Here is a 23,571-nt window from a genome sequence, read left to right as displayed (position 1 = left end):
CCATTTTCTGGTCAGGGTGGTTGGGGGGCTCAATGGTTTCTGCGAAAGAAGAAGATTCACTGACCGCACGAATCATTGAATTAATTTCCCACAAGCCCCAGACCTTAGTCTCTTTAATTGGCCAAACCCATTCAACCTCTGGGAAGGTGAGTTGGATTTGTCAGAACTTGCGGGGCAAAGGCATTATCGATTTGGATCGAGACGGGGTTTTTTATCTATCTGAAGTGAGTCCCGATGCTTCTGGGCAAAATGGAGTTCCTCAAGTTTCTGCTGACAATGCCCAGCACCTTTCATAGGTGATTATTTGCTATCACTAAGGCGAGGCACACTGCGTTTATAAGTCCTGTGCGCTGAAATCTCTAATCCTCATTACTTTGATGAAAATCACCCAAATTCAAACTCTGCCTGACGAAATTGTTCGCCATAATGCTGCCATCTCTAAAAAGGTGATGTTGAGATCGGGGGATATTCCTCAACTGACTCAATTTTCGCAAGCTCGTTTCCCTGCAGGTCAAATGGCCAAAGCGCATTCCCATCCAGATATGTATGAAGTGTTTTTTGTGGAAGCCGGAACGGGGCAGATGCAGATTGAAGGAATGGCTCATCCCTTAACACCGGGTATTTGTATCACGGTAGAACCCCATGAAGTACATGAGGTGGTGAATACAGGGCAAGAAGACCTGGTATTAACCTATTTTGGTCTGCAGGCAGCTGGAGTTTAATGGCATGGGGGCGTTGATTTATCGGGTTTGAGCATGTCCTCAAGGTCTCTAACGCCCTGGCCCAGGGAAAGTGTTGGCCCATAATGGGTGGCTAGCATTTAGACTAGTGAAACCTATTCATTCATTGGAATACATCCGAAATGCAAGAAGAAACTGAACGCGAACGTCTGGCCAAACGCCAAAGAAATCGGAGTAAAAGAGTGATGGCTTTAAGCTCTGTGGAATTTAAGCCTGTGGAGCGAGACCTAGATCGCAAACGCTTAGAGCAACAAGACAATGCTCGTGAAATGCGTCGTTTAGATGCGTTAGAACGAAATCAGGACTAGATGTCTTTTGGGGTGCCTATTTCCCTGTCATCCACCGACGTCTGAAACCTAGCTTTAGCCACCCACAAATTTAACTGGATAACCCTGTTTTTTTGAGGTAGTCTGCGAGCTTTTGGCGATGATCGCCTTGGACCTCAATTTCTTTGTCTTTGAGGGTGCCACCTGCACCGCATTGGGCTTTGAGCTTTTTGGTTAAATCTGCAAGCGTTGCTGATTGGCTTTGAAATCCACTGATAATCGTTACGGTTTTGCCTTTACGACCCTTGCGGGAAACCTGGATTTTTAATGTCTGTTGAGCGGGGGGGTGGGTCGGGACGCGACGTTGGGTCGGGCGCTTGAGCATTGCCAAATTCACTGTACACTTGGCGATCGGATTGAGGACGCTGTTTCTTACCCATAGAACCTGTCTTTCCACATTGAACCTTCACTACCCCTCGGAATCTGCCCTAACCCCTTTCCATAATTAAGATAAAATTGGAGTCCGATGATACCATTATTGACTTCGATTTATGAGCCAGGGCACCCTATTTGATAAAGTTTGGGATTTACATACCGTAGATGTACTCCCCTCTGGCCAGACCCAGTTATTTATTGGCCTCCATCTTATCCATGAAGTGACGAGTCCTCAAGCCTTTACGATGCTGCAAGATCGGGGGCTAAAGGTGTTGTACCCACAGCGAACGGTGGCAACGGTCGATCACATTGTACCGACGGAAAATCAGGCGCGTCCCTTTGCCGATGTGCTGGCAGAAGAAATGATGCAGGCCTTGGAGCAGAGCTGCCAAGACCATGGTATTACCTTTCATAATATTGGTTCTGGCAAACAGGGCATTGTGCATGTCATTGCGCCAGAGCAAGGTTTAACGCAACCGGGTATGACGATTGCCTGTGGTGATAGCCATACTTCGACCCATGGGGCTTTTGGTGCGATCGCATTTGGTATTGGAACGAGTCAGGTGCGAGATGTGCTCGCTTCCCAGACCCTCGCCCTCGCCAAGCTCAAGGTGCGCAAAGTGGAAGTCAACGGTACTTTGCCGCCTGGCGTGTATGCCAAAGATGTGATTTTGCACATCATTCGGACCCTTGGCGTGAAAGGGGGCGTGGGCTATGCCTATGAATTTGCCGGAACCACGTTTGAGCAAATGAGTATGGATGAGCGGATGACCGTCTGCAATATGTCCATCGAAGGGGGAGCGCGCTGTGGCTATATCAATCCTGACGCCATTACCTTTGAGTATCTCAAGGGGCGGGAAGCCTCCCCTAAAGGTGCAGATTGGGACCGAGCGGTGGAGTGGTGGCAGAGTATTCGCAGTGATACAGATGCAGTGTATGACGATGTGATCGTTTTTGATGCCCAGGATATCTCACCCACTGTCACCTGGGGTATTACGCCGGGTCAGGGCATTGGCATTGATGAGTCGATTCCTGGTCTCGACCACTTTACGGATACCGATCAGCCCATTGCCTCTGAAGCCTACAAATATATGGATTTGCAGCCGGGGCAACCGATTCAAGGGACTAAGGTGGATGTTTGTTTTATTGGCAGTTGTACCAATGGCAGAATCAGTGACCTTCGCGAGGCTGCCCAGTTTGCCCAAGGCCACCAGGTTGCAACAGGGGTAAAAGCATTTGTGGTGCCAGGGTCAGAGCAAGTCAAACAGCAGGCCGAATCTGAAGGGTTACATCATATTTTTGAAAAAGCTGGATTTGAATGGCGAGAGCCGGGATGTTCCATGTGTTTGGCCATGAATCCCGATAAGCTTCAAGGGCGCCAGCTGAGTGCTTCTTCCTCTAATCGGAATTTCAAAGGACGGCAGGGGTCAGCCTCTGGACGAACCTTGCTGATGAGTCCGGCCATGGTAGTGGCCGCTGCCATCAAAGGAGAGGTTGCGGATGTCCGCCAAATCTCTAAGGCTAGCTCATAATCTGGTCTGATCAGAATCCTGCCTTTGAATTTTAGAGCGGTGTGATTGCGCGAGACATTTTGAGATAAAACACCCACGACTCAGAAGCTGATCAGACGTCTGGTTCATGGGTGTTGAGCGAGAATCAAAGGTGCAGAGTATTTTGGGTGTGCCGATCGCTTAGAAATGTTAGCGACGACGGCGACTGCGCTTCTGGGCTTTTCTTTGAGCTTTGAGTTCTTCTAATTTCTGTGCTTGCTCGGGTGTCAGCTCAGCTTTGATATCGTTGTACATTTGCTGACGCAATTCTTTTCGTTGCTGGCGAAGGGCTTGGAGTTGGTCTTTATTGGCACCACCGTCACGCAGTGTTTTCGCCTCTTGGCGTAAGGTTTTCATCTTGGGGCGATAGGAGTCACGAATAGATTTGATTTGAGTGACTTGGATATCCGTTAAGCCTAGGGTCTGCTTAAATTGTGCAGCCCGCTTTTCCCGCTTGGCAGCCCGTTCTTCTGGACTCAGCTTTTGGCGTTGTGCCAGCACAGTGGATGGGTTTTGGTCGGGCTGGGCTTGAGAGGGTTGCCCCATGTTGACTAGGCCAACTGTTGGTAAAAGAACTGCTGCGATTAAAAGTGAAGAACGGAACTTCATAAGATGGTGTGGCTCCTGACTGGATGAGGTTTGTTTCTTGTTTCCAGCCTATTCAATCCCTTGGGGGTGATACCAGGATCTAAAGACTTAACTCTTGCGAGATAGGGTACTAATTTTGCTTGGGTATAAAGGACTATTCCCCTGTACTCAAGCTAATCCTTAAAGCTAACTTGAGGGTCAAGATTAAACGGCATAAGAAGACCTGATGAGTTCAACAACCCACTTATAGCATTCGCCACTCTAATTAGGACGCTAGGTACAACACATGTTCCATTGCTTCTCTAAGTGAACCGAAGTGCTCTAATTGGTGTCTAATTCGACTTTTAATCCAAGCCCACGACCGTTCAATCTTATTCAAATCAGGAGAATAGGGTGGCAAGTACCACACTTCACATCCTGCGGCTTCTACCAGTTGCTCAATTCGCCCTCCCTTATGGAAGGTGGCATTATCAATGACTAACTTCTGCCCCGGTTTGAGCATCGGTATCAAACAAGTCTCAAGCCAAATTTCAAATACGGTGCGATTGCAAGCCCCTTCAATCGTGAACGGGGCCATGAGCTGCTTTCCTCTCAAAGCTGCAATCATATTGACTCGTCCACTTCTGCTACCAGACTTTAAAGCATAGACCCGCTCACCTTTGGGACCATAGCCATAGTCATACTCATCTCGATTGTCCATCCCTGACTCGTCAGCATAGACGATATCGTCTGGGTCTACTGTTGTTAACTTTTGGACGAACTCAGCCCGTTTGTGCTCATCACGTTGGCGGTAGCCATAGGTCTTTTTTTTCGAGTAAATCCAATATTCTTCAGCGCTCTTGAAATAGTACGCTCACTGATTTGCCCCTCCCACAACTCGGCCATCTGAGCTTGGGTTTTATAGCGATGTTCTTGAGCAAAAGCTCGAAACTTGTCCCAGTCTGTGATTTTGTGGCTATGGCCAAGGTGTTGTCTAGGGATGGGATGAAGATCACCTGTTTCTGCTTTGAGACGTTGCCATAGATTAATGGTGTTACGACTGATATGAAAGGTGTCACTCGCTTCTGAGGGAGGCATGCCATCAAGTTCAATAGCATCGATCACTTTGCAACGTAAATCGTAGCTGTAGATTTTAGGCATCCATTGAAAGACATAACAGTATCTCTAGTTTATTATGTCCTGAATAAAATGGCGCTTGCTATAGTTATCGAGGAGGATGACCCTCAATATGAGGTGACTGCCATGCCATTGTTCATTGGGGTCTGTTATCCCCACAGGTGAGGAGGATTACAAGCATTGGCATCAGAAGCAATCCACTTTCCAGGACTAGCAGAATCCACTACAGTGAAGGTCATTGGCCGAATTGATAGTGGATTAATTGACCGTGTTTGCATTGCCAAGCCCACCTAGTTCCATTACCGCTCAACTCTTGCTGGTGGGAATATGGCTAGGAATTGTGATCGGAAGTGCTGAACTCCTGAAGCGACTGATCACTACTGATCCTGAAATCACCCGTAAAGTAGTGCATATTGGCACAGGCAATGTCATTTTGTTGGCTTGGTGGCTGGATGTGCCCACTTGGGTTGGTATTGCAGCTTCGGTCATTTTTAGCATTGTTACTCTGCTCTCCTACCGTTACCCCATTTTGTCTAGTGTGAGTGGCGTAGGGCGAAAAAGTTTAGGGACCTTTTTCTATGCCTTGAGCATCGGCATCCTGATTGCTTGGTTTTGGCCCTTAAAGCTGCCTCAATATGCTGCCATTGGTATTTTGACTATGACTTGGGGTGATGGCTTGGCGGCTCTAATTGGCCAGCGATTTGGCCGACATCCCTACCAAGTCTGGGGAATGAAAAAGAGTTGGGAAGGCTCTTTGAGTATGGCAGTCGTCAGCTGTCTGATCATCTATGGGATTTTGTGGATCACCCAGGGCAATATTATGGCAACTTGGGTGAGTGCTGTTGCTATTTCCGTGATTGTTTCTACCCTAGAAGCCTTTTCCAAATGGGGAGTTGACAACCTGACAGTGCCTATTGCCAGTGCGGCCTTGGGCTTTGTTTTTAATGAGTTTTGGCTAACATAGACCTAGCAACAGAGGACAAAGCATGGGACAGTTTGCACAATCATGGGCCGCGAAGTGGTTCTTCTTCTTTCTCTCTGGTGCCATTGCGGTCTATATCCTCCGCGGTCTAGAAGTAATAACCTTTTTCCCTGGCTTTGTGATTTGGGGCTTGGTTCTGCTAGCTATCCTTGCTGGTCTCCTAGCTGCTTTAGAGAACCTGCGCTGAGTTCTTCCTCCATCTCCTTTGCTAGGTTGATGGAGGAAAGCAAGTCCAGCGCCGTTGTAGAAGGCTAGAGGTATCGCAGGGACTCTCTAAATATCGAGTTCAGTCAGATTGAGCCGGGGACCATGAGTTTCAATGAACTCTCGGCGAGGAGCGACGCGATCCCCCATCAGGATGGTGAAAATCCGATCGGCTTCAGCGGCATCCTCAATGTCAATTTGCTTGAGAGTGCGGGTTTCGGGATTCATGGTGGTATCCCAGAGCTGGGTTGGCATCATTTCCCCTAAGCCCTTAAACCGCTGAATGGTGTAGTTGGCATTGGCCGGAAACTCAGTCCGAATCAGGTTCTGAAGTTCGCGTTCGCTATAGCAGTAGTAGTGAGATCGTCCTCGCTCAACCTTATAGAGCGGTGGACAGGCAATATAGATATAGCCTTGGTCAATTAGATCTCGCTGATAGCGGTAGAAAAAGGTGAGTAGCAAGGTCCGAATGTGGGCCCCATCTACGTCTGCGTCAGTCATCAGAATAATTCGATGATACCGGAGTTGGGAGACATCAAATTCTTCGCCTTTAATACCGAGCCCAAGGGCCGTAATCAAAGACTGAATCTCATTATTTTTATAGATCTTGGCATCATCAGTTTTTTCGATGTTGAGGATCTTACCCCGTAGCGGCAAGATGGCCTGGAATCCGCGATCTCGTCCTTGCTTCGCACTCCCTCCCGCAGAATCCCCTCCACAATGTAGATCTCGGATGTACTGGGGTCACGGGAACTACAGTCTGCTAGCTTGCCCGGCAACGTCGAGGATTCCAATACCGACTTGCGGCGCACCAGTTCTCTAGCCCGTCGAGCAGCCTCAGCAGCATTAAAGGCTTGGAGGGCCTTTTCGATCACCGCATCAGCCACAGTGGGATGAAAGTCTAAATATTCAGTGAGAACTTCACCCACTAAAGAATCAACAATCCCTCGGACTTCTGTGTTGCCCAGCTTGGTTTTCGTTTGACCTTCAAATTCTGGGTCAGGGACTTTGACCGAGATAACGGCGGTTAGCCCCTCGCGAATATGCTCACCGCCCAGATTGGAATCCCCATCTTTGAGCTTGCCTCGCTTACGGGATAAAGAATTCATGGTCCGCGTGAGCACTGTTTTTAGGCCTTCTAAGTGGGTGCCCCCATCCACGGTCCGGATATTATTAGCAAATCCGAGAAGGTTGTCAGAATAGGCATCTCGGCACCATTGCAGGGCAACTTCTACCGTGACATTATTGCGCTCACCTTCAACATAGATACATTCTTCATGAATGGGCTCTTTTTCCCGGTTCATGTAATCAACATATTCTTTAATACCGCCATCGTAGCGATAGGCCTCTACCTTGGGTTCGTCTGTGCCCAAGAGTTCTAAGCGATTGTCTTGAAAGGTAATTTCTACCCCTGCATTCAGGTAGGCCAATTCCCGCAGACGACTGGCGACGGTTTTGTAGTCAAATTCGGTGGTAACGGTGAAAATCTGAGTATCTGGTAAAAAGGTAATCGCGGTCCCGGACTGTTTCCGATCCGTGTCTTCAACGACCAACTCTGTCTTCGGAATGCCACGCTCAAACCGTTGGGTATGAACTTTGCCGTTGCGCCATACTTTCGCTTCTACCCATTCTGATAGGGCATTAACGACAGAGATACCAACCCCATGTAATCCTCCTGAGACTTTATAACTGTCGCTATCAAATTTACCCCCAGCATGGAGGATGGTCATCACCGTTTCTAGGGCTGTTTTGCCAGTGGTGGGATGCAAATCTGTGGGGATGCCCCGACCATCGTCGGTCACTCTGACAGAGCCATCTGCATTGAGATAGATATGAATATGCTTACAGTGTCCAGCAAGAGCTTCATCGACAGAGTTGTCCACCACCTCGTACACTAAGTGATGCAATCCCCTGGGGCCAGTGCTGCCGATATACATCCCAGGGCGTTTCCGAACGGGTTCCAACCCTTCCAGGACTTGAATCTGATCTGCACTATAGTTTGTGGCCATTTAATGAAGCGCTCCTATAAGCGACTTAAAGCTATGTTGGTTTGGGTAAATACAAAAAACCCCCCAAATTCTATCACAAATGCCTTTTAAGCGATTTTAGACCTGTCTTAAGGGCTATTTACATTGGGGTTGCATTATTAATTCTTTAGGATTCAGTGGCAATGACGCCAGGGTTAATTGTAGTTTGTGGGCCAACGGCCACGGGAAAATCCTCTCTGGCACTGGCTTTGGCTCAACGTTTAGGTGCACCCATTCTAAGTGCTGACTCCCGGCAAGTCTATCGAGGGTTTGATATTGGTACCGCCAAACCTTCTGTAACAGATCAAGAACAAGTCCCTCACTATCTGATCGATATCTGTGATCCCACCGAGACTTTGACGGTTGCCGACTATCAACAACAGGCCCAAGCTTTAATTTCTAAATTTCATGCTCAAGGCCAAACGCCGCTGATGGTGGGAGGAACTGGACTCTATATTCGAGCCATTGTCGATGGGCTAAAAATGCCGCGAGTGCCGCCGCAATTGGAGTTGCGATCGCAACTCCAATCCCAAGGCCAATCCCAGATCTACCAATGGCTCCAGCAAGTTGATCCGCAAGCTGCCCAAAAAATCCATGCCCATGACCAAGTCCGCACCTTAAGGGCATTGGAAGTTTTTTACACCACAGGTACCCCCCTATCCGCCCAGCAAGGCAAAAATCCGCCGTCCTATCCCATTTTGCAGATTGGTTTGGATATTAGTGATCTGGATCAGCACACCGCCATCATTCAGCAGCGTACTGCCGCTATGTTGGAACAGGGCTGGCTGGCTGAAGTACAGGAACTCATTGAACACTATGGGGCCAAACTCCCCCTCTTAGAAACCTTGGGATATCAAGAAATGAAGGCCTATCTGCACCAGCAAACTTCCCTAGAAGAGGCAACAACCCAAACTATTCTTCATACTCGTCAGTTCGCCAAGCGTCAACGTACCTGGTTTCGGGCGAATTCTGCCATTCATTGGTTTGATGCTACGAATTCTGACCTACTTTCTCTAATTTGGGATAATATTCAAGGTCAATCTTGGCTGTAGCGAATAAACTCCAGCCATCACCCCCAAAATTTGACTGACCTTTGTTAAAATAGCTGGGTTGTTTTGGCACAGTACCTCTTTGAGCCAGTCTCTCGATTTACCTCAGGTTGGCGACCCCAAAGCTGACGAGTTTCTACAAGAACTAGCAGCGATTCAACAGACCAGTTCCAAGCGCATTGCTATTTTGGGTTCTCGCCACGTTCCCCTCATGCATCAGCACATCATTGAAATGATGAGCTATGCATTAGCCCTTTCTGGAAACCGCCTCCTCACATCGGGTGCGATTGGCACCAATGCTGCTGCGATTCGAGGTGCTATGCGAGCAGATCCAAAGCTATTGACGGTTGTTTTGCCCCAAAGCATGACGGAGCAGCCCCCTGAGTCCCAACGGTTGTTGGAGAAGGTGATGCACCTGGTGGAAAAGCCAGAACATGACAACCTGTCTCTGGCAGAAGCCAGCGCCATCTGTAACCAGGAAATCGTGGCTCGATGTGATCAGCTTATTTGCTTCGCCTTTCATGACAGCCACACCTTACTGAAGACCTGTCAGGAAGCTGAAGAGCTACGTAAGCTAGTAACTCTATTCTATTTTGATTAGTGCTATGCCTGGGAGGTCGAAGGCCGCTCAGGTAAATCGAGAGAGCTAATATCCTCTCCAGTCCCCTCTCTCTCATTGGCCGCAAACATGCGCTCTCGCTTTTGCCGCATCTTTTCCAGGTTGGCAATGCTTTCTGCTCGTTTCTGTCTTAGACGTTCCAAATTGGCAACGCTTTCTGCCCGTTTTTGTCGCAGTTCCTCTAAGTTGGCAGTCGTCTGCACCCGCTTTTCCGCTGTCGGCTCTAGGTTAATCGAGTCATTTGTGTTGGATGGGACTGATTCTGGAGGAGTAGCTAGCTCTGGAGCGGTATCTGTGAAAGATTGTGGCAGGGGGAAGATCAGCCGCCTTGGGTAGCTGAACGACAGGCTCAGCTTGAGCGTTAGCTGAGACCGGTGCAATGGGCTCTGAGGCGAGGGGTTGGGCTGCTGCAGGAGCTGTCTCTATTTTAAGGGTGGCCTGGGGGGGGGGTAGTGGCTGCTGTTGGGGTTGCCGGGGATTCTGCTGATGCTGTTTGCGATTGATTGGGCTCTTCTGCTTCAGCTATGACTTGCCAACCCGAATGCTGATTGATGGCTTGACTGAACTGATCAAAAATTTGAAAACAATGATTATTACTTTGTAGTGGTAATTCTTCATTCTTAACCACAACATCCATATTTGTGACGTTGCTGGTAGCCCTGGTGCTGTCGACTAAAACTTCAATGGTAACGAGTTTGGCAAAGGGGACCTTGCCCGGTTTCTCGCGGGCAATGATGCAGTCCTCTTTAGAGAAAAGCGCTTCTAAATCACAACTCTCCAACACAGCCTTCAATTGTGTAAGACAGTTGCTCAAAGATAATGCAACTGATAGGGAACGAGTATATCGAGCCATGGCAATTCGAAGGATGGGACACTAATGAAAGAAGTTCACACTATAATACCCAATCTGCCTCAGGATTGTGGGAAAAGCACACTCATCAGTATCAGATCTAGAGGTCAAGCCTCAAACCAAAATACTGGCATCCTTCTGTATTTAGGAGAATGGGCTTCTAAGACATGTAAACACGGCAATAAGGGCAATAAACTCACACCAACAACTAATAATCTATCGATAGAGATAAGGATTAAGTCTATGGGTAGAGTATCTGCTATTTTGGGACGAATATTGTATTTTTCATCTGTATTTTTTATTTCTTTGCGGCAAAATTAAAAGCCAGCCTATTTCTGAAGGCTATTCTAGCTAAGCATTGCTAGATTTATTAAGTTCTATAAATAGAGAAAGAAAACCGATATGTCTAGCCAATTTCACTAACCGCACTCGTATCAGAACCTGCTCTCTAGTGAAGTGGATAATTGTTAAGGTAGCCTCTCTTCTTCTAGTAATAAGTGCTGATTGTCCCATTCTCAACATTTGTAACACCCAAAGTGGGTATTATCGAACATTAATCTTGAAATCTTAGGGAGACTGACTCAAAATCGGGACGTAGCTGTCAATAATCTCTTGGCGGCGGAAACATTCGACACTATGGTCATTCACCATGCCCGTGGCCTGCATGTGGGCATAACAGATCGTTGAGCCAAAAAACTTAAAGCCTCGTTTGCGAAGGTCCTTGCTCATGGCGTCGGATTCTGGACTAGTGGTGGGCCAGGTATCGGATGCACTAAAGGTATTGACGATGGGCTGTCCGCCCACAAAACGCCAGCTATAGCTAGCAAAGCTACCAAACTCTGCCTGAATCTGTAAAAAGACGCGAGCGTTGCCAATAATGGCCTCTATCTTTTTGCGGTTGCGAATAATGCCCGCATTGCCCATTAGGGTCTCTATTTTGGCTGCATCGTAGTGGGCAATCTGTTGGGGATTGAACTGATCAAAGGCAGCTCGGTAATTTTCGCGTTTACGAAGGACGGTATACCAGCTCAAGCCTGCTTGAGAAGACTCCAGGATTAGATGCTCAAACAAATGCGGATCGTCATAGACGGGAATGCCCCACTCCTGATCGTGATACTGGACATAATCGGGTTTGCCCAGGTCGACCCAGGAACAGCGGCATATCTGATCGGCAGGAGTCACTGGCATTACCTCATGGTCAGGATGCTACGGATTATGGCATAGGTAGCCAAAGCGCTGTCATGTCTCAATCACGGTGTTTTCTCTAGGATGGTATCGAGGGGGGGAATCACAGGCCGTCGACTGTATCTTTTCAGGGTGAGTTCACAACATTCTCATGTTTGCAGCTCAGTATTATTCTGAGGGCATGTTTCGTCTGCTTGTTGTAATTCGTTATGAGGTTGGTCTATGAATTTTAAATTTGCACTCTGGCCAGCAGTGTTAGTGCTGGGAATGAGTTTAAGTATCGGCTGTACAGATCCTTCGACCTCTAGCTCTGAATCTGGGGCTGAACAGAGCCAAACCAACACTAAGCCTGCCGTTTTTTCTGCGGATGGTGCGGCAATTCGAGGATATGATCCGGTGGCTTACTTTACGGATGGCGCTCCAGTAAAAGGAAAAGGAGAATTCTCCCATGACTGGCAGGGGGCCACTTGGCAGTTTGCCAGTGCTGAAAATCGGGATTCTTTTGCCAGCAATCCTGAAAAGTATGCGCCCCAGTATGGGGGCTATTGTGCTTGGGCTGTGAAGAAAGGCACCACTGCCTCTATCGATCCTCAGGCCTGGAAAATTGTAGATGGCAAACTGTATCTTAATTACAGTCTTGATGTTCAGAAGCAGTGGGAAGGGGATATTCCAGGGAATATTGCTGAAGCTGACAAAAATTGGCCGGATGTCTTGGCACGATAAATGGGCTGGTGGTTTAGGAGAGAGCTGATCTCTAGGTTCTGCCTTCACCAAACTTGGGGAGAAAGTGGGCTTCTTTGGGCTGTATTGGTTCTAGGCTAACGGTGGAAAGCGAGGTTGCCACCATTGATGCCAGTCTTCCCATGGGTTTGTTAATGCCTTAGATGGATCAACTGAGGGGGCATCTCCTGAGGTTGAGAAGGTCATTCGGGTCCATAGACAGCGATTGTCATGGAGGGGGGCTTGGCCCAGAATCCAGCCCAGGAAACGCCCGGATCGCCAATCGTAAAGGGTGCGATTGCGCTTGAATTGATCGCTAGTGACGGTACTGGTTCCCCGAGGATTGATGCAGGCATTCAGCTGGCTTTCGGGGCCTTGAGTGAAGAGGCTGAATGCCCCCACGCCTTCTGCTGATTGAAGTACCGTGCCTAAACTGCCTGTCTGATGTTTAATCAGGGCTTTCAGATCACCATTGGTCTGGGCGAGATAACGCATTTCAACTTGGAGATCGGCGTTGTCTTGACGATAGTGATACCGTTGTCCAGACAATATCTCTCCAGGGATGTCTTGGGAGTCAGGGGTTTGATCCGGGGTGAGGGGCTGACTATCAGCGAAGGTCCAATCTGCGAGGGGTATCACCTGGGGAAACGGATAGGGAGCGACTTGGGGGATTTGGGGTTGGAAGGATGAGATCGCAACCCCCAATACCAAAACCGTTATCCCCCAAACGACCCCCAGTGGGTTTCGCTTAAACCATCTGATCACGATAAAGACCTCCCGTGGCGAGTGGGCAAACTGAGGAGCAGCAGCCCAAGCAGCAATACGGCCAACAGGGAAAATAGGAGCGACCCATCGCCTTGATGCCAGTAGTGCAATGTGTCCGGTTGACTAGAGAGAATTGCCAGCAGGGCAACGCGGCAACCATTGGCAAAGAAGCCAATCATAATTGCCCCCAGCAAGATCAGATATTTCTGGCGGCCCTGCACCGCAGACAGAATCACATATATCCAGGCCAAGCCCAGAAGCTGGGTAATCGACCGTACCCCAGAACAACCGTTATAGACTTCAATGGCACCCCCCGGCAGGGCAATGGTAAAGCCCTGTTGATGGACGGCAAAGCCCATCAGTCGCAGCAGCGTTGTGGACAACTGCGTGGTCCAGGTGGTGAAATCGAGCAGGTAGAGCAGCTCCCAAGGCATAGCAAAGAAGCCTAAGAGATAGAGTGCCCCTTGGTATTGAGCCAATCCCTGGAGACCGGAAGCCAAGAGGCTCAGACTCACCAGCACTAGCAGGGGATAGAGTCGCAGGAAGTAGTCGGATTCAAAGGTATGGAGCCCTCGATAGACCACGGCTGCCAGCAACAGCAGCCCACCCCCGGTGGATCGATGTTCGTGCAGCGATAAAGTATGGCGCTGCGTGTAAAGCTGCATGGCAGTGGCGGCCCAAAAAATACTGCTGGCCGGTAAGAGATAGGGATATTGACTTCGACGGACTAAGAGAAGATGGAGCAAGATTTGGGTTATACCCATAGCGATCAGCCAAGTCTTGGTCCCTTTGTGGGGCTGAGCCAGGATCATGACTGCCTCCGGGTAGGCAACCATTTCAAGCCATGCTTTTTGGCCATAACCAGGAAGATGCCGAATAGGGCAATCAGATAACCGAGAATTTCACTGGGTTCCGGGGTGGCATGGGCCGCCGGATTGGTCAGTTTCATGCCTTCCGGTAGATCGACGGGCACCCGCTGTTTGAGGTTGGGGTTGTTGGGGTCAACGCGAATCTCTTCCGTGACGGCGACAAAGGCGGTGTATTTGGAGAGCAGGCGATAGGCAAGGGCGGTATGGGTGACCTGCTTAACCGCTGGGTCCGTTTCTCGGCCATACATCTGATTCATTAGGCTTTTGATCCGGTTCCGGCCCCAGAGTTGGGCAATCGCCTCATTACCCGAGGCATCAAACTTCACATCTAATAGCTGCTCATAGGATTTCCCTCCTGCCATTCGGCCCGTAATTTTTAGCTTGCCAGACTGGCTATCCTGCTTGCGTCCGTGGAGGACGAGGGGCTGATTGGCAAACAGATCAGGGACTCGCTGGGGATAAATATCTGGACCTTTGCCAGGCCCCACCCAGGAGACTTCGATATCCGTTAAGACGGGCTTGTTAATGGTTTTGACGAACTTAGCAGCCACCTTCTCTGCTGAGTCTTTGGGGGCGACGACTTCGACCGATCCTCGACCGACTTCTGCCAGCCGATCCAGCAAGAACCGATTGGTAGAATAACCCACGCCAAAGGGATAAATTCGATTCCCCGGCTTCAGGCGATCGCGGACGGCAGCAATGATGGTTTCATCATCGCCAATCAGGCCATCCGTAAGCAGAACCACACTGCGCAAGCGGCCATCTGGGGCAGGGGGAAAGGCGGCAACGGTATTGATGCCATTCATCAGCTCTGTGCCCCCATCGGCATTTAGCTTCTTAATGTATTCCAGAGCTTTTTTACGATTGGCTGGCGTATTGGCTAGGGGCTTTTGAGACAGTTTGGAGGTGGTATTGGAGAAGTTGATGATGCTGAAGGTATCGTTGGGATTGAGCTTGTCCAAGAACTGGGTCATCAGCTTTTTGGATTGGACAATGGGTGGCCCACTCTGAGACCCGGAGGTATCCATTAGGAACACCACATCCTTGGGGACAATCTCATTCGACTTATATTTGAGGGCTGGAATTAAATAGGTGGCAAAGTGACCGCCTCGTTGATCAGACTGAGTCAGGAGGGTGGCCTGGGTCTGCTTGTTGGCAACCTGATAACGCAGAATCAGGTCTTTGTTGGGGATGGTGGTTTGATTCGCTAACTTAACCTGGGTTTGTTGGCCTTTTTGGCTAGTGAGAATGGGATGGGAGGGCGATCGTAAATTCCGTATTGGAACCCCCGCATCTAAATTGACGGTGATACTGATATCGTTGCCAGACCGCTGCTTCGGAGGCAGCACGGGAGGCGTAATCTTGGCGGCATCGGCGACCCGAGTGGTATTGCCTGCTGCATCAATCTGAGCCCCAGGAATATAGCGAGGCCCAACCACGGTAGGAAAGACAAACTCGTAATCGCCCCCCTCGAACTCCAGGCTGTTGGTGTAGCGAATCACCACTTCAATGGTTTCCCCTGGCACGATATTGGCGAGGGATTGGGAAAATAAATTGGCCCGCTCTTGCTCCAGTAGGGCAGCGGTTTTGCCTTCTTGCTTGGCTGTTTCATAGATTTGCTTGGCTTCTTGCCGCTCTTTGATGACGCCGCGAATAATCCGATTGCCAATCCGAATTTCCATATCGTCAACGGCAGCATCTTCGGGGAGTGGAAACTGATAGATTGCTTCCAAAGGCCGGTCATAGGGATTAGTAAAGGTTTGCTTGACCTCTACCCGTGATAGGTTGCCGGAGATATCGGCTTCTACATCCGTTCGTTTGAGGGGAAAGGATAGTTTCTTGCCATCCACTTCGGCAAAAAGCCCCCCGGTGGGACTATCCGCTTTGCGGTCTATCTCTTGTTGGGGTTGAGACAGCTTGGGAGACTGGGCGTGGGATTTAGATTCGAACCGCAGCACATTCGAACTGACAAATACGGTTCCTGCGACCATGCCGGAGAGCAATAGCAGGGTAGAAATGGGTTGATGCCAAGAACCCGGTTGTTGACTGGGATGGGACATGTGAGACTCCTTACACCAAATGCAATTGACCCCATTCTGGTCAAGGTACAAGGAAGAACCAAGGGGAATTAATTGGGTGTTGTAGCGGAGTGCGATCGCAAATTATTGGAATTTATAGGTTTTAATTGGGAAGTGGGTTCCGTCATCAACAACATCGCCAAAAATTGGGTATGGAGAACGACGCAGACTTCAGTTGGCTAGTGGCTCGGGACTTTGCCAATCAACTGATATTTACAGCGACCGCCAAACACCTCAGCGATTTGGAAGTTCAGGTATTGCAAGGTTCTTGGAACCATCAAACCTACGAGCAAATGGCGGAGCAGCTTCACTATGGGTCTGCTTATCTCAACCGGGATATTGGTAATCCTTTGTGGAAGCACTTGGGAAAAGCACTAAACGAGAAGGTCAGTAAAACCAATTTCAAAGAGGCATTGCGACGGGCTTGGGAACAGCAGGCCCACTCTCCACCTGCCGTAACTTCGAGTCCAGCTCCAAACATTGAAGGTCCTATTTCGCCAGATTCTCCCTTTTATTTGGAGCGGGCGGGCGTCGAACAGCTAGGCTGCCAGACTTTGCTCAAACCAGGTGCGTTGCTGCGAATTAAAGCGCCTCAACTGATGGGTAAAACCTCGTTGCTCTATCACTTGATGGACTTTGCCCAACAGCAAGCCTATCCCACGGTTTATATCGATATGGGGAGTGTCGATAAGTCTGTTTTGGCGAGTTTAGAGAAGCTACTCAAGTGGCTCTGCGCTATGACTAGTCGCCAACTCCATCTGCCCAATCAACTTGCGGAACTCTGGGACTCAGAGATTTTTGGCAGTAATGATAATTGCACGGCCTATTTTGAAGATCATGTATTCCCAGAAGTGCAAGGGCCGTTTGTCTTGGGGCTAGATAATGTCGATCGTCTGTTCCCCTTTCAAGACATCATTGAAGACTTTTTTGGTATGTTGCGGAGCTGGCATGAGAAGGGACGCATTTCTCATCAATGGCAACAATTACGGCTAATTTTGGTCCATTCGACGGAAGCGTATATCCCACTGGATTATCATCAATCTCCTTTTAATACGGGTGTTCCTATTGGTCTCTCGGAGTTTACTGCCAACCAAATCCAACATCTGGCTCAACTCCATCAGGTGTCTCTAGCTGAGCATGAACTATCAAAACTAATGGCAATGATTGGGGGGCACCCCTATTTGGTTCGGGTGGCGTTATCTGCCCTTAGTACGCGGGAACTTACGTTTGAACAGCTTGTGCAAACGGCTGCTAGTGATGAGGGGATTTATAGTGCTCATCTATTACACCACTGGGTAACGTTGCAACAAACGCCTGATCTGATGCAGGCTTTTCAAGGTGTGCTAACGGCTACGGCATCCCTTAATCCCGTGCAAGCCTATAAGCTCCACAGTATGGGATTAACCAAACGAGAGAATAATCAAATTATTCCCCGTAATGACCTTTATGAGTCTTATTTTCAAAGAATATATCCGAGATAAAATTCCTACCAAGAATTGTTTGGAACTTGTGTGGAAACAGGGTTGACTTTGTATACGGTTCTAGCTGCCATGCTCAAACGAATATGGACTGGACGACCTCAATCGTAATTTAGGGACACTCCAAACTTTCGCGAGTGGAGACACCTGTCACAGGATTAACACCATCGGCATATTCGCACATCATCGAGACCTGATCTCGGTCTAAAAAAGCATAAGAAAAATCAGCCCCAGTAATGGTGGCTTCATAAAAACGACTGCTGGTGAGCATGGCATCCGTAAAGATGGCATTTGTTAAATCCGCTTCATTAAAGAGAACGCGATCTGCGAAAGCCTCTGTTAAGTCCGCACCCGCTAAGTTAGATCGCTGAAAGGTCGCCATCGTCAAGATAGTACCTTTAAGATTGGCACCTTCTAAGTTCGCTTTCAGCAAAATAGCACCAGCTAAAGAAGCCCCTTCAAAATTTTTATTCGCGAAATCTTCATAACGCAGGTCCGCAAAGGTAAAGTTTTGGGCACCGTTCTCTGCCCAAGTGGGTTGGCTATTGAGTACAAAGGAGGAGCCAACGATCCAAATAACTGCGAAAACAACTGAAATAGCGCGTAACCAAGGCTTGATTCTTGGATTCATCAATTTATATCAGACCAAATTTTTCCGTTCACTCCTTATTTTCGCATTTGTTCGGAGTAGTGGTTAGGTAGAACAGTCGATATCGTATCTAACAGTGCAGTATCGTGAGGGATTACGCAGACTGATGGCATATGGTTTCAAGCATAGTGCAGCCGCTTTCCTATCAATCATTCAATGATTGAGGGCAAGGTCATTTCAGTATTCACGGCAGATCATACATACCTCTATGGTGGAATCGCTCTCATTTAGATGCTAAGACAATAACTATGGAATGGACAGCAGGCTTTTATGATTGGCTCCTTGTATGAATACCAAGTGGGAGGGAGTCTGCCTGCTGATGCACCTTCCTATGTGACTCGATCTGCTGATCAGGAATTATATGAACAATTAAGGGCAGGAGAGTTCTGCTATGTCCTCAATTCCCGGCAGATGGGGAAATCCAGTCTGCGGGTGCAGGTGATGCAGCAGCTTCAAGCTGAAGGTATTGCCTGTGCTGCCATTGAACTCACCCAAATTGGTAGCCAGCAAATTACGCCAGACCAGTGGTATGCCGGACTCATTCGCAGTTTAGTTAGCAGCTTTCAGTTAAGCGATCGCTTTAATTTACGGCAGTGGTGGCGAGACCAAGCGCTGCTATCTCCAGTGCAGCGTTTCCATACGTTTATCGAAACCATCCTATTGGTGGAATGTACGGGCAAGCTAGTCATTTTTATCGATGAAATTGATAGCGTTCTGCGGTTGCCCTTTAAAGATGATTTTTTTGCGGTGCTGCGGGCCTGCTACAACCATCGCACGGATAATGGGGCTTATCAGCGGTTAGCGTTTGTCTTGTTGGGAGTTGCCACCCCTTCGCGGTTAATACAGGACAAGCAGCGTACCCCCTTCAATTTGGGACATGCCATTGAGTTAAAGGGCTTTCAAGTAGCAGAAGCCCAGCCTTTAGTAGCAGGACTCACTTCCCAGACACCGCAGGCCCAAGCTGTTTTACAAGCTGTACTGTCTTGGACGGGAGGACAGCCGTTTCTGACGCAAAAAATCTGTCAGATGATTGCCCAGTCAGCGGCTCAACTGCCGACTCAGTCTGCAGAGATAGAGCAGTGGGTAACGCAGTTTATTCAGGACAAACTGCTCGCCAATTGGGAGGCTCAGGATGAACCTGAGCATTTGAGAACGATCCGCGATCGCATCCTCAGTAACGAACAATACGCCAGCAAAGTGCTCGATCTCTATCAGCGAATTTTGCAGCAAGGCTCCATTAAGGCAGATGCCAGCCCAGCCCAAGTCGAGCTGCGTTTGTCGGGGCTGGTTGTCAATCGATTAGAGAAACTGGTTGTCGCCAATCGAATCTATGCCCAGATTTTTGATTCAGACTGGGTGGAGGATGTGGTGGCTAGTTTGCGGCCATCCTTCTATGCCTCCGCCCTCCGCCAGTGGCAACAAAGCCAAGCCAAATTTCTATCAGGTGAACAATTACAGGCTGCACAGCAATGGTCGATTGGGAAACAGCTTAGTGATGAAGACTATCGTTATTTAGCGGCCTGTCAGCAAGCAGAAGCCGATGCCATCCTAGCTCAGGCCCAGCGACGGGCCAGACGAACGGTGTTGACGGGGTTGATTGCTTTGGTGGGAATTGCCGTATCAGCAGTTGCGATCGCATTCTGGGCCAGCACCTCCATTCGCAAAGCCCAAGAAGTCACCGCCATCGAGCGAGATGCTCGACAAGCCTTGCAGCAAGCCGAATTCAAGCAACTAGAAGCTCTGCTCTTAGCCTTAAAAACAGCCCGCAAAATGCAGGACTGGGGCGATCGATCAGAGGCCTCCACCTTTCCCACCCTGACTCCACTCCTAGCTCTGCAGCAGATCTTGGAAGATATGCGGGAGCAAAATCAGATTCGAGGGCATCAGCGGGGGGTGACCAGAGTGCGTTTTACCCCGGATGGCCAACGCTTAATCACCGCTTCCCAAGACCAGGAAGTACGGCTCTGGGATTTGGAAGGCAACTTGCTGGCAAAAATGGTGGGGCATCGCTCAGGGGTAACGGATGCTTGTCAGAGCGGCACAACCCTAGTCACAACGGCAGCAGATCGTACCGCTCGGTTATGGGATTTACAGGGTAAACCCCTGGCAACGTTACCTCACCCCCAGCCCGTTAACGCTGTTAGCTGTCCACCCACCACAGAGGGAGTGATTGCCACCGCCACTAATGACGGCCAGGTTTGGCTATGGGACTCCAACGGTCAGTCCCTAGCCAATTTTCGTCCTCACCCTTCTGCCATTACGGCTCTTCAGTTCAGTCCTGATGGTCAATCCCTAGCCTCTGCTTCCTTTGATCAGACCGTCGAAATTTCCAATCTCCAAGGCCAGCGAATTTTAAAGATTCCTGTAGGGCATGGACCGGTTCGCAGTCTCCACTGGCGGCCTGATGGTCAAGCTCTAGCCACTGGCTCCTATGATGGCTACCTGCATCTGTGGAGTCGCCAAGGCAAATTAATCCGCAGTTGGAATGGCCATCGTACCCAGGTGTTTAGCGTCGTTTTCAGTGCCGATGGCAAACAACTGGCCTCCGCCGCCGCGGATCGCCTGATCCACATTTGGGACTCGGAAGGGGAGCGATTAGAAACCCTAAAAGGTCACCAAGACTGGGTGAGAAGCGTGCAGTTTAGTCCCGATGGCAAATGGCTAGTCTCTGGTTCCGAAGACTACACCACCCGTTTATGGAATTTGCGCCAGAAAGGTCCTGTACAGATCCTCAAACATGCTCGCCCCGTTCTCAGCCTCAGTTTTATGTCCCCAGATCCAGCCATGGTGACGGCTGGCGGCGATCAGTTTATTCGCATATGGGATAAGTCAGGGGAAGAACGGCTGCGCATAGATGCCCATGCCGGCCGAATTTGGGATATTACTCAAAAGGGAGAGTATTTGGCCACTGCATCTGGTGATCGCACGGCTCGTGTCTGGTCGAAGACTGGAGACTTAATCACTGAATTGCGAGGGCATCAGTCGGAAGTATTTGGCGTCAGTATTGATCCAACTGCCCAGCGCATCGCCACAGCTTCTAAAGATGGTACCGCCCGACTGTGGGATTGGCAGGGGCAGCCTTTAGCGATCTTGCGTGGTCACCGCAGTCCCGTTTGGAGCGTTACCTTTAGTCCTACGGATCCGATTGTAGCGACGGCCTCTGCGGACCAAACGGTCCGTCTCTGGTCGCTAGCGGGCCAGACCACTGCCATCTTAGAAGGACATCAAGGCCGAGTATGGACGGTGCAGTTTAGTCCCGACGGGAAATCCTTGGCCACAGCGTCTGATGATGGCACGGCAAGGCTATGGGATTTGGAGGGGCAATCTCTCGCCAAGTTTGAAGGGCATCGAGGGGCGGTTCGTGGCGTCCGTTTTAGTCCTGATGGTCAATCTTTAGCGACAGTTTCCGAAGATGGCACCTTACGATTATGGGAATTACAGGGCCGTCAACTGGCGGAATTTAAGCATGGCAACAGCCGTTTGTTTGACCTCAGCTTTAGTGCCGATGGCCAGTTTGTGGCCACGGCATCAGAGAATCGAGGCGTAAAGGTTTGGGCAATTGAAGCCTTGAGTTTAGACAAACTGTTGACCAGAAGTTGTGAGTGGTTGCAGCTCTATCTCAATAACCCCACAGCCAATTTGCTCGATCAAGAACGTCAGCTATGCACGCCCAGCGAATCTGTCAGGAATGATTAACCCAATCTCTTGAAATGGCCACTCTTCCTTGCTGTTTCTGATTTTTGTTGCTTTGCACAACAAGTCCAGCTATTTTGAGAAGACATCATTTGTGAGCTGATAACACGAACAGCAAGCAGCTAACCCCCCATTACATCCGTTGAAGATGACTCAGGACAACTCATTCTCCTTAGCTGCTCTAGACATAATGAGTACGCAGTCCATCATCTTAATCGCAGAGCATGATCGGGCAACCAGCGATACTATGGCCCAATGTCTAGAGAAGGATGGTCATCTAGTGATTACAGCCTCTAATGGGGAAGAGTGTCTAGACGCTTATAAAAACATGATGCCTAATCTTGTGCTGCTAGATGCCATGATGCCCAAAATGAACGGGTTTGAATGTTGCCAACAACTTCTAAAATTAGCGGGTAGTGCTAATACCCTCATCCTAATGATCACGGGATTGGATGAGGAAGCATCTGTGAATTTGGCTTTTGAGAGTGGCGCATCTGACTTCATTACTAAACCTATTCGCTGGCCTATTCTGAAGCAGAGTGTGCGTATCCATCTTGAAAATAACCAACTGAAGACACAACTAAAAGAGGCGCATCAAAAACTGATCCAACTTTCCTCGGCAGATGAATTAAGGCAGCTGACCAAGCGGCAATTTTTTCTAAAGCAAATCCAAGTTGAATGGCTACGGATGGTAAGAGAGGAATCTCATTTATCATTGATGATTTGTGATATCGATGGCTTCGAAACTTACAATGATACCGATGGCCATATACAAGGCGATCAGTGCCTATCCCAAGTCGCTAGTGCCATCAGTCAATGTCTAAAGCGTCCGGCTGATCTTACGGCCCGATATGGTGGAGGGAAAATTGCAGTCCTTCTCCCTAGTACGTCTTTAGAGGGTGCTATTCATATAGCTGAGAAAATTCGAGGGTCTGTCGCCGCTCTGGCTATTCCCCATCAATCTACTTCCTTCTCTGATATCGTCACCATCAGCTTGGGAATTGCTAGTGTGCTTCCTTGTACTCAATTGATAGGGGCTGGAAGCTTTTACCAGTCCGCAGATAAAGCCTTGTATCGAGCCAAGGCTGAAGGTGGTGATCGGGTGGTGGTGGGTACTCCACTAGATTGATGCTGCTATATCTTGCCGATCTTCTCCAACACCCCCTTCACTATCCCGTCATACCAATTTGTATAGCTCCTCGACTCCAGGTGGAAGACCGAATGGAAGATGACGGGTTGGGTGTTCAAAATCAGTGCCCTATTTTTAATCGACTGGCAACGATCAATCTTGCAGGGAAAGGACGACAATACCTAGCCTTTGCTCGGTTTCGACTCTTCGATGTGTTTCAGTTGCTTGCTCCATCGAGTAGAACATCAGGTGTCCCATATCGTTCGTACACAATGGCTTTCATGGGTTTCATCTGATTACTATGATCAGAGGTAAAAGTCAGCTTTTTTCTTGACAATAGACTTTCAATATATGAAAAGAAATCTTGGAAGATGACATGGAAAAGCTCTAGATTTATGTTTCATATTATTAACCTCTTTATTTTTATTTAAGGAGTTTAAGAGGCTTATGAATAAAGGGTTTGAAAGGCTGAGTTTTTTTGCCTGATCAAAATGATCCTTATTTGGGAATAACTGAGATTGGAAATACACCCTCTTTGGGCTATACCAAACGGTTACAAAAGCTTTCACTCCCCTGCAA

23 protein-coding genes and 1 pseudogene are annotated in these 23,571 nt (G+C 48.9%); 13 read left to right on the top strand and 11 right to left on the bottom strand.

Annotated elements, in window-relative coordinates:
* Positions 1 to 32: 32 nt before the first annotated feature.
* The 3 genes from HRE53_RS18360 to HRE53_RS18350 all read left to right on the top strand — a co-directional run bounded on the left by HRE53_RS18360 (position 33) and on the right by HRE53_RS18350 (position 1,048).
* A complete protein-coding gene (locus HRE53_RS18360; RefSeq protein WP_212664723.1) occupies positions 33 to 296 on the top strand; it encodes a hypothetical protein in 264 nt (87 codons plus the stop codon).
* 81 nt (positions 297 to 377) lie between these two features.
* On the top strand, positions 378 to 722 hold the full coding sequence (locus HRE53_RS18355; protein ID WP_212664722.1) for a cupin domain-containing protein: 345 nt from the start codon (positions 378 to 380) through the stop codon (positions 720 to 722).
* Between the two features lie 140 nt (positions 723 to 862).
* Positions 863 to 1,048 carry a hypothetical protein gene (locus HRE53_RS18350; protein ID WP_212664721.1) on the top strand — a complete coding sequence of 62 codons (186 nt, stop codon included), beginning with the start codon at positions 863 to 865 and terminating at the stop codon, positions 1,046 to 1,048.
* A 70-nt stretch (positions 1,049 to 1,118) separates the two neighbouring features.
* Here the strand turns inward: HRE53_RS18350 and HRE53_RS18345 are convergent, their stop codons facing one another.
* A complete protein-coding gene (locus HRE53_RS18345) occupies positions 1,119 to 1,463 on the bottom strand; it encodes a translation initiation factor (RefSeq protein ID WP_235107480.1) in 345 nt (114 codons plus the stop codon).
* Positions 1,464 to 1,557: 94 nt separating this feature from the next.
* On the opposite strand from HRE53_RS18345, the gene leuC reads away from it, so the two are divergent.
* On the top strand, positions 1,558 to 2,973 hold the full coding sequence (gene leuC, locus HRE53_RS18340; RefSeq protein WP_235107479.1) for a 3-isopropylmalate dehydratase large subunit: 1,416 nt from the start codon (positions 1,558 to 1,560) through the stop codon (positions 2,971 to 2,973).
* 168 nt (positions 2,974 to 3,141) lie between these two features.
* Here leuC and HRE53_RS18335 read toward each other — a convergent pair whose 3' ends face one another.
* Together HRE53_RS18335 and HRE53_RS18330 are read right to left on the bottom strand one after the other, a co-directional pair.
* Positions 3,142 to 3,600 carry a Spy/CpxP family protein refolding chaperone gene (locus HRE53_RS18335; protein ID WP_235107478.1) on the bottom strand — a complete coding sequence of 153 codons (459 nt, stop codon included), beginning with the start codon at positions 3,598 to 3,600 and terminating at the stop codon, positions 3,142 to 3,144.
* A gap of 244 nt (positions 3,601 to 3,844) precedes the next feature.
* Positions 3,845 to 4,719, bottom strand: a protein-coding gene (locus HRE53_RS18330; RefSeq protein ID WP_212662369.1) for an IS630 family transposase whose coding sequence is annotated in 2 segments (ribosomal slippage) — positions 3,845 to 4,387 and positions 4,390 to 4,719 — 873 coding nt in all. Because the reading frame shifts where the segments join, the coding sequence is not laid out codon by codon here.
* A 238-nt stretch (positions 4,720 to 4,957) separates the two neighbouring features.
* Here HRE53_RS18330 and HRE53_RS18325 point away from each other — a divergent pair.
* Positions 4,958 to 5,659: a diacylglycerol/polyprenol kinase family protein gene (locus HRE53_RS18325; RefSeq protein WP_235107477.1), complete on the top strand. Its 702-nt coding sequence runs from the start codon at positions 4,958 to 4,960 to the stop codon at positions 5,657 to 5,659.
* A 22-nt stretch (positions 5,660 to 5,681) separates the two neighbouring features.
* Entirely contained in the window at positions 5,682 to 5,864 is a 183-nt protein-coding gene (locus HRE53_RS18320) for a hypothetical protein (RefSeq protein ID WP_212664715.1), read from the top strand.
* Positions 5,865 to 5,950: 86 nt separating this feature from the next.
* Here the strand turns inward: HRE53_RS18320 and gyrB are convergent.
* A pseudogene (gene gyrB, locus HRE53_RS18315) lies at positions 5,951 to 7,890 on the bottom strand (DNA topoisomerase (ATP-hydrolyzing) subunit B).
* A gap of 161 nt (positions 7,891 to 8,051) precedes the next feature.
* Between gyrB and miaA the strand changes: the two are divergent.
* Positions 8,052 to 8,960, top strand: a complete 909-nt coding sequence (miaA, locus tag HRE53_RS18310) for a tRNA (adenosine(37)-N6)-dimethylallyltransferase MiaA (RefSeq protein WP_235107476.1) — start codon at positions 8,052 to 8,054, stop codon at positions 8,958 to 8,960.
* Between the two features lie 79 nt (positions 8,961 to 9,039).
* The gene (locus HRE53_RS18305; protein WP_212666151.1) at positions 9,040 to 9,558 is read left to right on the top strand and encodes a DNA-processing protein DprA; all 519 of its coding nucleotides are present in this window, start codon (positions 9,040 to 9,042) and stop codon (positions 9,556 to 9,558) included.
* 2 nt (positions 9,559 to 9,560) lie between these two features.
* Here HRE53_RS18305 and HRE53_RS18300 read toward each other — a convergent pair whose 3' ends face one another.
* The 3 genes from HRE53_RS18300 to HRE53_RS18290 all read right to left on the bottom strand — a co-directional run bounded on the left by HRE53_RS18300 (position 9,561) and on the right by HRE53_RS18290 (position 11,608).
* Positions 9,561 to 9,956 (bottom strand): hypothetical protein, encoded by a 396-nt coding sequence (locus tag HRE53_RS18300; RefSeq protein WP_235107475.1) that lies wholly within the window; start codon positions 9,954 to 9,956, stop codon positions 9,561 to 9,563.
* 47 nt (positions 9,957 to 10,003) lie between these two features.
* Positions 10,004 to 10,429, bottom strand: coding sequence for a hypothetical protein (locus tag HRE53_RS18295; protein WP_235107474.1), 426 nt, complete (start codon positions 10,427 to 10,429; stop codon positions 10,004 to 10,006).
* A gap of 564 nt (positions 10,430 to 10,993) precedes the next feature.
* Positions 10,994 to 11,608 carry a DNA-3-methyladenine glycosylase I gene (locus HRE53_RS18290; protein WP_235107473.1) on the bottom strand — a complete coding sequence of 205 codons (615 nt, stop codon included), beginning with the start codon at positions 11,606 to 11,608 and terminating at the stop codon, positions 10,994 to 10,996.
* A 225-nt stretch (positions 11,609 to 11,833) separates the two neighbouring features.
* On the opposite strand from HRE53_RS18290, the gene HRE53_RS18285 reads away from it, so the two are divergent.
* On the top strand, positions 11,834 to 12,334 hold the full coding sequence (locus HRE53_RS18285) for a YHS domain-containing (seleno)protein (protein WP_235107472.1): 501 nt from the start codon (positions 11,834 to 11,836) through the stop codon (positions 12,332 to 12,334).
* A 90-nt stretch (positions 12,335 to 12,424) separates the two neighbouring features.
* Here HRE53_RS18285 and HRE53_RS18280 read toward each other — a convergent pair whose 3' ends face one another.
* Genes HRE53_RS18280 through HRE53_RS18270 form a run of 3 tightly spaced genes read right to left on the bottom strand, consistent with a single transcriptional unit; the run spans position 12,425 to position 16,025 of the window.
* Entirely contained in the window at positions 12,425 to 13,096 is a 672-nt protein-coding gene (locus HRE53_RS18280; protein WP_235107471.1) for a cyanoexosortase A system-associated protein, read from the bottom strand.
* Entirely contained in the window at positions 13,093 to 13,908 is an 816-nt protein-coding gene (crtA, locus tag HRE53_RS18275) for a cyanoexosortase A (protein ID WP_235107470.1), read from the bottom strand. The genes HRE53_RS18280 and crtA overlap by 4 nt, the downstream gene beginning before the upstream one ends.
* Positions 13,905 to 16,025: a VIT and VWA domain-containing protein gene (locus tag HRE53_RS18270; RefSeq protein ID WP_235107469.1), complete on the bottom strand. Its 2,121-nt coding sequence runs from the start codon at positions 16,023 to 16,025 to the stop codon at positions 13,905 to 13,907. Before HRE53_RS18270 ends, crtA begins: the two co-directional genes overlap by 4 nt.
* A gap of 170 nt (positions 16,026 to 16,195) precedes the next feature.
* On the opposite strand from HRE53_RS18270, the gene HRE53_RS18265 reads away from it, so the two are divergent.
* Entirely contained in the window at positions 16,196 to 17,524 is a 1,329-nt protein-coding gene (locus HRE53_RS18265) for an AAA-like domain-containing protein (protein WP_235107468.1), read from the top strand.
* 109 nt (positions 17,525 to 17,633) lie between these two features.
* Here HRE53_RS18265 and HRE53_RS18260 read toward each other — a convergent pair whose 3' ends face one another.
* Positions 17,634 to 18,152: a pentapeptide repeat-containing protein gene (locus HRE53_RS18260; protein ID WP_235107467.1), complete on the bottom strand. Its 519-nt coding sequence runs from the start codon at positions 18,150 to 18,152 to the stop codon at positions 17,634 to 17,636.
* 288 nt (positions 18,153 to 18,440) lie between these two features.
* Here HRE53_RS18260 and HRE53_RS18255 point away from each other — a divergent pair, with 288 nt between their 5' ends.
* The 3 genes from HRE53_RS18255 (at position 18,441) to HRE53_RS18245 (ending at position 23,288) form a co-directional block, all read left to right on the top strand.
* Positions 18,441 to 21,866, top strand: a complete 3,426-nt coding sequence (locus HRE53_RS18255; RefSeq protein ID WP_235107466.1) for an AAA-like domain-containing protein — start codon at positions 18,441 to 18,443, stop codon at positions 21,864 to 21,866.
* A 187-nt stretch (positions 21,867 to 22,053) separates the two neighbouring features.
* Complete coding sequence (locus tag HRE53_RS18250; RefSeq protein ID WP_235107465.1) at positions 22,054 to 22,992, top strand: diguanylate cyclase domain-containing protein; 939 nt, start codon at positions 22,054 to 22,056, stop codon at positions 22,990 to 22,992.
* Complete coding sequence (locus HRE53_RS18245) at positions 22,992 to 23,288, top strand: hypothetical protein (RefSeq protein ID WP_235107464.1); 297 nt, start codon at positions 22,992 to 22,994, stop codon at positions 23,286 to 23,288. Before HRE53_RS18250 ends, HRE53_RS18245 begins: the two co-directional genes overlap by 1 nt.
* Positions 23,289 to 23,571: the final 283 nt, after the last annotated feature.

Origin of the sequence: Acaryochloris sp. 'Moss Beach', from assembly GCF_021497025.1 — a bacterium.
Classification (GTDB): Bacteria; Cyanobacteriota; Cyanobacteriia; order Thermosynechococcales; family Thermosynechococcaceae; genus Acaryochloris; species Acaryochloris marina_A.
The sequence above is the reverse complement of the archived record's forward strand: the minus strand, read 5'-3'. Positions and strand labels throughout refer to the sequence as shown.

What these genes read in the sequence shown, in the direction of transcription:
- HRE53_RS18360 (WP_212664723.1), top strand. Translation starts at nt 33, where the DNA reads ATGGTTTCTGCGAAAGAAGAAGATTCACTGACCGCACGAATCATTGAA.
- HRE53_RS18355 (WP_212664722.1), top strand. Translation starts at nt 378, where the DNA reads ATGAAAATCACCCAAATTCAAACTCTGCCTGACGAAATTGTTCGCCAT.
- HRE53_RS18350 (WP_212664721.1), top strand. Translation starts at nt 863, where the DNA reads ATGCAAGAAGAAACTGAACGCGAACGTCTGGCCAAACGCCAAAGAAAT.
- leuC (WP_235107479.1), top strand. Translation starts at nt 1,558, where the DNA reads ATGAGCCAGGGCACCCTATTTGATAAAGTTTGGGATTTACATACCGTA.
- HRE53_RS18335 (WP_235107478.1), bottom strand. Translation starts at nt 3,600, where the DNA reads ATGAAGTTCCGTTCTTCACTTTTAATCGCAGCAGTTCTTTTACCAACA.
- HRE53_RS18320 (WP_212664715.1), top strand. Translation starts at nt 5,682, where the DNA reads ATGGGACAGTTTGCACAATCATGGGCCGCGAAGTGGTTCTTCTTCTTT.
- miaA (WP_235107476.1), top strand. Translation starts at nt 8,052, where the DNA reads ATGACGCCAGGGTTAATTGTAGTTTGTGGGCCAACGGCCACGGGAAAA.
- HRE53_RS18295 (WP_235107474.1), bottom strand. Translation starts at nt 10,429, where the DNA reads ATGGCTCGATATACTCGTTCCCTATCAGTTGCATTATCTTTGAGCAAC.
- HRE53_RS18285 (WP_235107472.1), top strand. Translation starts at nt 11,834, where the DNA reads ATGAATTTTAAATTTGCACTCTGGCCAGCAGTGTTAGTGCTGGGAATG.
- crtA (WP_235107470.1), bottom strand. Translation starts at nt 13,908, where the DNA reads ATGATCCTGGCTCAGCCCCACAAAGGGACCAAGACTTGGCTGATCGCT.
- HRE53_RS18270 (WP_235107469.1), bottom strand. Translation starts at nt 16,025, where the DNA reads ATGTCCCATCCCAGTCAACAACCGGGTTCTTGGCATCAACCCATTTCT.
- HRE53_RS18265 (WP_235107468.1), top strand. Translation starts at nt 16,196, where the DNA reads ATGGAGAACGACGCAGACTTCAGTTGGCTAGTGGCTCGGGACTTTGCC.
- HRE53_RS18260 (WP_235107467.1), bottom strand. Translation starts at nt 18,152, where the DNA reads ATGAATCCAAGAATCAAGCCTTGGTTACGCGCTATTTCAGTTGTTTTC.
- HRE53_RS18255 (WP_235107466.1), top strand. Translation starts at nt 18,441, where the DNA reads ATGATTGGCTCCTTGTATGAATACCAAGTGGGAGGGAGTCTGCCTGCT.
- HRE53_RS18250 (WP_235107465.1), top strand. Translation starts at nt 22,054, where the DNA reads ATGAGTACGCAGTCCATCATCTTAATCGCAGAGCATGATCGGGCAACC.
- HRE53_RS18245 (WP_235107464.1), top strand. Translation starts at nt 22,992, where the DNA reads ATGCTGCTATATCTTGCCGATCTTCTCCAACACCCCCTTCACTATCCC.